This is a genomic window from Streptomyces sp. URMC 129 (assembly GCF_051386415.1).
GTDB lineage: Bacteria > Actinomycetota > Actinomycetes > Streptomycetales > Streptomycetaceae > Streptomyces.
On sequence record NZ_JBPQTQ010000204.1, the window covers coordinates 1 to 6,547 of the forward strand.

4 protein-coding genes are annotated in these 6,547 nt (G+C 74.1%); 1 reads left to right on the forward strand and 3 read right to left on the reverse strand.

What is annotated here, in order from left to right:
• Positions 1-2 precede the first annotated feature (2 nt).
• Positions 3-809: an SDR family NAD(P)-dependent oxidoreductase gene (locus ACSNOC_RS26535; protein WP_436750113.1), complete on the reverse strand. Its 807-nt coding sequence runs from the start codon at positions 807-809 to the stop codon at positions 3-5.
• 265 nt (positions 810-1,074) lie between these two features.
• Between ACSNOC_RS26535 and ACSNOC_RS26540 the strand changes: the two genes are divergently transcribed.
• On the forward strand, positions 1,075-2,532 hold the full coding sequence (locus tag ACSNOC_RS26540; RefSeq protein ID WP_436750114.1) for an amino acid permease: 1,458 nt from the start codon (positions 1,075-1,077) through the stop codon (positions 2,530-2,532).
• A gap of 403 nt (positions 2,533-2,935) precedes the next feature.
• Here the strand turns inward: ACSNOC_RS26540 and ACSNOC_RS26545 are convergent, their stop codons facing one another.
• Complete coding sequence (locus tag ACSNOC_RS26545) at positions 2,936-5,770, reverse strand: NHLP bacteriocin export ABC transporter permease/ATPase subunit (protein WP_436750116.1); 2,835 nt, start codon at positions 5,768-5,770, stop codon at positions 2,936-2,938.
• 19 nt (positions 5,771-5,789) lie between these two features.
• Positions 5,790-6,547 (reverse strand): ATP-binding cassette domain-containing protein (locus ACSNOC_RS26550; protein WP_436750115.1); only part of this gene is annotated, 758 nt, incomplete at its 5' end.

Genomic DNA, 6,547 nt, shown 5'->3' on the forward strand with positions numbered 1-6,547 from the left:
GGTCAGTGGGGGCGGGGCTCGACCCGGAAGGCGAAGGGGACGTGTCCGGCGTCGATCGCCGTCGCGCCGCCGTCGATGGTCAGGGTCGCGCCGTTGACGAAGGAGGCCGCCGGGGACAGCAGCCAGGAGATCGCCTCCGCGACCTCCTCCGGCTCGCCGGGGCGGCGGGCGGGGAGCAGGCGGGTGACCTCCTCGTAGGCGGCGTCGACGCCTTCCCCGCCCGCCTCCTCCGCGAAGCGGGCCATCCGGCCGTCGGCCATCCCGGTGCGCACCCAGCTCGGGCAGACGGTGTTGGCCCGCACGCCGCGCGGTCCGTAGTCCACGGCCACGGAGCGGCAGAGCTGGATCAGCGCCGCCTTGGACGTGGCGTAGGCGGCGTTGCCGAAGCCGTTGCGCAGCCCGGAGACGGAGGCGACGGCGACGACCGCGCCGCGCGCCCGCAGCAGGTGCGGGAGCGCGCCGCGCAGCAGGAGGAAGGGGCCGGTGACGTTGGTGCGCAGCACGGCCTCCCAGTCCTCGTCGGACAGGTCGCCCGCGGCGCCCCGGCGCGCGATGCCCGCGTTGAGCACGAGCCCGTCGAGCCGGCCGTAGGCGGCGACGGCGGCCTCGACCAGGCCGGCCACCGCGGCCGGGTCCCGGGTGTCCGCCGGGTGGGCCAGGGCGCCGGTCTCCTCCGCGACGCGGGCCAGCGGCTCGGGGCGCCGCCCGGAGACGACGACGTGGTGCCCGGCCGCGCGCAGCAGCCGGGCGGTGGCGGCGCCGATGCCGGTGCCGCCGCCGGTGACGACGCATACCCGTTGGTCCGTCATGTCCTCTCGCCTCCTGGGCTGTCGGTCCGCCCCCGCCGTGCCGCGGATCGGCCGGGTGGTGGATACTCACTTCTCGTCGCCACGGGTGCCGTGCGGCGTCGTCGCACTTGTGACGCCGCTGTGGCGTGGGGCGGGCCGCGGTGTGCCGATCCGGATCCCGTGCGTGTGCGCGGGGTGACCGGTCCGGTGGTTTGGTCCCGGATTGTCACGCTATCCTCTCAGCAGCTTGTCGCATGAGGAGCTGCCGCTGAGGAAAGACCGAAGTATGACCACACGCAAAGAACCGCGGGGCGACGCGGAAGGTTCCGAAGAGGGATACCACCGCGGGCTCGGCAGCCGCCAGGTGCAGATGATCGCGATCGGCGGTGCCATCGGGGTCGGGCTGTTCATGGGCGCCGGCGCGAACATCGTCGAGGCGGGCCCCAGTCTGGTGGTGATGTACGCCCTGGCGGGCGCCGTCATCTTCCTCATCATGCGGGCGCTGGGCGAGCTGCTGCTCTACCGCCCGGTCTCCGGCAGCTTCGCCGAGTACGCCCGCGAGTTCCTCGGCCCGTTCTACGGGTACGCCACGGGCTGGACGTACTGGCTGCTGTGGGTGGTCACCGGCATGGCCGAGCTGACGGCGGCGGCCATCTATGTCACGTACTGGTTCCCCGGCATCCCGCAGTGGGTGAGCGCCCTGTTCTTCCTGGTGCTGCTGTTCGGGGTGAACCTGATCTCGGTCAAGGTCTTCGGCGAGATCGAGTTCTGGTTCTCGATGATCAAGGTGACCGCGATCATCGGCATGATCGTCATCGGGATCGGCGTCCTCACCCTCGGCGTCTCGCAGGCCGGGGACACCGCGGCGGTCTCCAACCTCTGGGCCCACGACGGCTTCTTCCCCACCGGCATCGGCTCCAGCCTGATGACGCTCCAGGGCGTGATGTTCGCCTACATCGCCGTCGAGCTGGTCGGCGTCACCGCGGGCGAGAGCGAGAACCCCCGGGAGACCCTGCCCAAGGCGATCAATACCCTGCCGTGGCGCATCGCCCTGTTCTACGTCGGCTCCCTCACGGTCATCCTCGCGGTGGTGAAGTGGACCGAGTTCGACTCGGGCACCAGCCCCTTCGTGGCCGCCTTCACCGAGATCGGGCTGCCCTTCGGGGCCGCCATCGTCAACTTCGTGGTGCTCACCGCGGCGCTGTCCTCCTGCAACTCCGGGATGTACTCCACCGGCCGCATGCTCCGGGACCTCGCCGCGAACCGCGAGGCCCCCGCGCTCTTCAGCCGGCTCAACGCCCGCCAGGCCCCGGCCGCCGGCGTCACCGTCTCCGTGGTCCTGATGGGCTTCGGGGTCGTGCTCAACTACCTCGTGCCGGAGAAGGCGTTCGGCTACGTCACCTCGGTGGCCACCGTCTGCGGCATGTGGACGTGGGCCATGATCCTGGTCAGCCACCTGTGCTACCGCCGCGCCGTCGTCGCGGGCCGCCTGCCCGCCTCGCCGTTCCCGGCGCCCGGCGGGGCGCTGGCGAGCTGGGCGGCGCTGCTGTTCCTCGGCTTCGTGACCGTGCTCGTGGCCCTGGACAGCGACGCCAGGGTCTCGCTCTACGTCGGCGCCGTGTGGGCGGTCTTCCTGCTCGTCGGCTGGTTCAACGCCGCCCGCGCCACGGCCCCGGCCCGGGCGCCCGCCCCGGCGGTGACCGCGACCGAGCCCGAGTACGCCACCGGGGTCACCCCGGACTAGGGCCTGTCTTCCGGATCGTGGGGGCACCTCCCGGACGCCGGTCCGGGGGAGGCAAGGTAGGTGCCCCCCACCGTACGAGCCGCGATCCGGCGCCTTGCCGGCGCACGGGGGTTTCTCCCGGGCCCCCGGGGGGCCCGGGAGAGCCAGACGACGCCTCCTGATCCTCCCCGGTGTGCCCCCACGAGCCGGAAGCCCAGCCCTGAAGCGCGTCGCAGAAGCCGGGAGAGGCACGATTCCGGCCGTGCTCGACGGCTGGGACCTGGCGCCTTCGCCCGGATGCGGCCTGGCCCATGGCCTGCCCGCGAGGGCGTTCCGAGGGGCGGCCGACAGCCGTCCGGCGGGTCCGCCACGCGCTTCAGCGCGGCGGACCGAGCGGCCTGGCACCGCGCCGGGCGGGCGGGCGTCACTGGATCTGGCGGCGGACCAGTTCGTGGAAGAGGCCGCCGGTGGCGGCGAGCAGTTCGGCCGGGGAGCCCTGCTGGACGACCCGGCCGTCCGCCATGGCGATCACGCGGTCGGCGTCCATGACCGTGGACAGCCGGTGGGCGATCACGATCCGGGTGGCGCGCAGGGCGCGGGTGGACTCGATGACGACGCGCTGCGTCTCGTTGTCCAGCGCGCTGGTCGCCTCGTCGAAGAAGAGGATGCGGGGCCTGCGGATGAGGGCCTGGGCGATCATCAGGCGCTGCCGCTGGCCGCCGGAGACGGTGCCGCCGCCGTCGGACAGCATGGTGTGCATGCCCATCGGCATGGCCTTGATGTCCTCGGCCAGCCCCGCCATCGCGGCGGCCTCCCATGCCTCCTCCAGCGAGAACGTGCCGGTGCCCCGGATGCAGTCGAGGAGGGAGCCGGTGAGCGGCTGGGCGTTCTGCAGGACGACGCCGCACTGGCGGCGCACGGCCGCCTGGTCGAGGGCGGCGAGGTCCTGCCCGTCGTACAGGACGCTCCCGGAGACCGGCTTGTCGAAGCCGATGAGCAGCCGCAGCAGCGTGGACTTGCCGCAGCCGCTGGGGCCGACGATCGCCACGAACTCCCCGGGCCGCACGCGGAAGCTCACGCCGTCCAGGACGAGCGGCCCGTCGTCGCCGTACCGGTAGGACAGGTCGCGGACCTCGATGTCGCCGCTCAGCGTTCCCGGCCGGACGCCTTCGGCGCGCACCTCGGGGATCTCGTCCAGGATCGGCCTGACCTGCTCGAACATCGGCAGCACCGCGGCGGCGGACAGCAGCGCGCCGGTGAGCTGGGTGACCGAGGACAGCGCCATGGTGACGGCGGTGCTGAAGGTGAGGAAGCCCGCCGCGGACATGCTGCCCCGCGCCGGACCGGCCAGCAGCATGAACATGATCAGCGTGCACAGCGGCAGGCAGACCGCGTTGAGGACGGTGACCACGTTCTGGACGCGGCCGGCGCGCTGCTGCAGCTCGCGGGTGCGGGCGAACTCCCGGGCCCAGGCGGCGTAGGCGAAGCTCTCGGCGGCGGCGACGCGCAGCTTGGGCAGGCCGCGCAGGGTCTGGAAGGCGCGGTTGTTGAGCTTGTTCCCGAGCTTGATCAACTGCCGCTGGTAGCGGAGCTGCCACAGGCCGAGACCGAGGAAGACGGCGGCGATCACCAGCAGCATGGCGAGGGCCACCAGCGCCAGCGGCACGCTGTAGAGGAGGAGCACCACCAGGTTGACGGCGCCGACGGTCCCGGCCTGGAGGCAGACCGGGCCGATGCCGGACAGCACGCGGCGGACGGCGCTGATGCTCATGGCCGCGCTCGCCAGCTCGCCGGTGGAGCGGCCCGTGAAGAACGTGGTGGGCAGCCGCAGCAGCCGGTCCCACACGGCGGGCTGGAGCGTGGCCTCGACGCGGCCCTCCATGCGCAGGACGGAGAGGTTCTGGAGCAGCATGAACGCGGCCGAGACGACGGTGACGGCGACGATCGCTAGGGACGCCTGCGCGATGAGGCCGGTCTCGCCCTCCGGGACGTACTGGCCGAGGACCTTGCCGGTGGCGACGGGGACCAGGGCGCCCAGGCCCACCGCGACCAGGCCGGCGAGCAGGATGCCGGGCAGGTCGGCGCGGGTGCCGCGCAGGCTGAAGCGCAGCAGCCCGAGCAGGCCCAGCGGCCGGTCGGGCAGTGGGCGGTAGAGCATGACAGCGCGCGGCTCGAACGCGGCCTCGTTGGTCCTGCGGACGCGTTCGCGGCGGCCCGTGACGGGGTCGACGGCGACGTAGCCGCCGCGCCGCCACAGCAGGGCGACGGGGGCCGCGTCCTTCTCGCGGCGGCCGATCAGGGGGCCGCTGTTCTCCTGCCACCAGTTCCCGGAGAGCCGGACGGCGCGGGTGCGGATCCGGGAGGCGAGGGCGATCCGCTCGACCGGGTCCTCCTGGCCGGGGGCGGCGCCCGCCTCGGCGGGGTCGGCCAGGGTGATCCGGGCCTCGTCGGCGACGAGGCGGCAGGCGGCGAACGTGGCGTCGTCGTCGGCCGGCGGGCGGGCGGCCCGGGCGGAACGGCCGGAGCGCCCGGTGCGGCCGGTCCGCCCGGGGACGCCGATGGAGGCGACCAGGGCCGCGTCGGCCTGGGTGCGGGCGGCCTCGCCGGCCCGGATACCGGCCGCGGTGCGGTCCTCGTGGGCGCGTTCGAGCTGGTCGATCCAGCGGTCCACGGCGGACAGCAGCCGGTGCTGCTGGTCGACCATGGCCTGCCACAGTGCCGCGTCCACCAGGAGGGTGCCGGGCGCGTGCGGGTCGTACCCGGCGCCGTAGGCGACGCTGCCGGGGGCGATCGGCATCCACAGGATGTCGTCGTCGGCCCCCGCGACCAGGCCCGCGCCCGCTCCGGGCGGGCCGTCGGGCGACGCCTGGGAGAGCACCCGCAGGCCGCGGCCGACGCCGCGGGCGAAGGCGTCCTCCAGTGGGCTCAGCCAGCCCTGGGCGGCGCCGGGCTGGGCGTACAGCTCGTACAGCTCGATGCGGCGCAGCGCGCAGCCCTCCAGGGGCCGGGCGATCAGGGTGTGGTGGGGGCCCTCGACCGGGCCGAGCAGCAGGGTGCCCGCGGTGAGCCGCCCGAGGAAGTGCCAGGGGCCGGTCCCGGCGGCGTCGACGGCGAACAGGTCCATGGCGCCGCCGACGACGAGCCACATGACGTGCGGCCCCTCCAGGGCCAGGCTGCGCAGGCCGGCGCCGTCCACGGGCGAGCCGAGGGCGCCGAGGGCGGCGACGACCGGGTCGGGCACCGGGGGCGGCGGGATCATCGGGGGCGGGGCCGTCACCTCAGTGCTCCCTGAGCAGGCGGGCGTACGCGCCCTGCGCGGCGATCAGGTGCTCGTGGCGCCCGCGTTCGACGACGGTGCCGCGGTCGAGGACCAGGATCTCGTCGCTGTCGCGGACGGTGCTCAGCCGGTGGGCGATGACGACGCAGGCGCAGCCGCGGCGGCGGAGGTTGTCGATGATGACCTGCTCGGTGGTCGCGTCGAGGGCGCTGGTGACCTCGTCCAGGACCATGACGCTGGGGCGGCGCACCAGGGCGCGGGCGATCTCCAGGCGCTGGCGCTGGCCGCCGGAGAAGTTGCGGCCGTCCTGTTCGACGCGGCTGCGGATGCCGCCGGGGCGGCGGGCGACGACGTCGTGCACGGCGGCGTCCTTCAGGGCGGCGATGACGGCCTCGTCGGGGATGGAGGGGTCCCACAGGGCGACGTTGTCGCGGACGGTGCCCTCGAAGAGGAAGACGTCCTGGTCGACGAAGGCGACGGAGGCGGCCAGGGCGCCGCGCGGGATGTCCTCCAGCCGGGTGCCGTCGATGCGGATGGCGCCTTCCCAGGGGGTGTGCAGCCCGGCCACCAGCCGGGAGACGGTGGACTTGCCGCTGCCGGAGCCGCCGACGAGGGCGACCTGCCGGCCGGGGCCGACGGTGAGCGAGAAGTTCTTCAGCAGCGGCGGGTCCAGCGGGCTGTAGCCGAAGGTGACGTCGTCCAGCTCGACGTGGCCGGTCAGGCGGCGGGTGGAGGCGGGGGGTTCGGGCCGGGTGTAGC

Excerpts from the sequence above, each read along its gene's own strand:
- ACSNOC_RS26535 (WP_436750113.1), bottom strand. The coding sequence starts at position 809 with ATGACGGACCAACGGGTATGCGTCGTCACCGGCGGCGGCACCGGCATC.
- ACSNOC_RS26545 (WP_436750116.1), bottom strand. The coding sequence starts at position 5,770 with ATGATCCCGCCGCCCCCGGTGCCCGACCCGGTCGTCGCCGCCCTCGGC.
- ACSNOC_RS26540 (WP_436750114.1), top strand. The coding sequence starts at position 1,075 with ATGACCACACGCAAAGAACCGCGGGGCGACGCGGAAGGTTCCGAAGAG.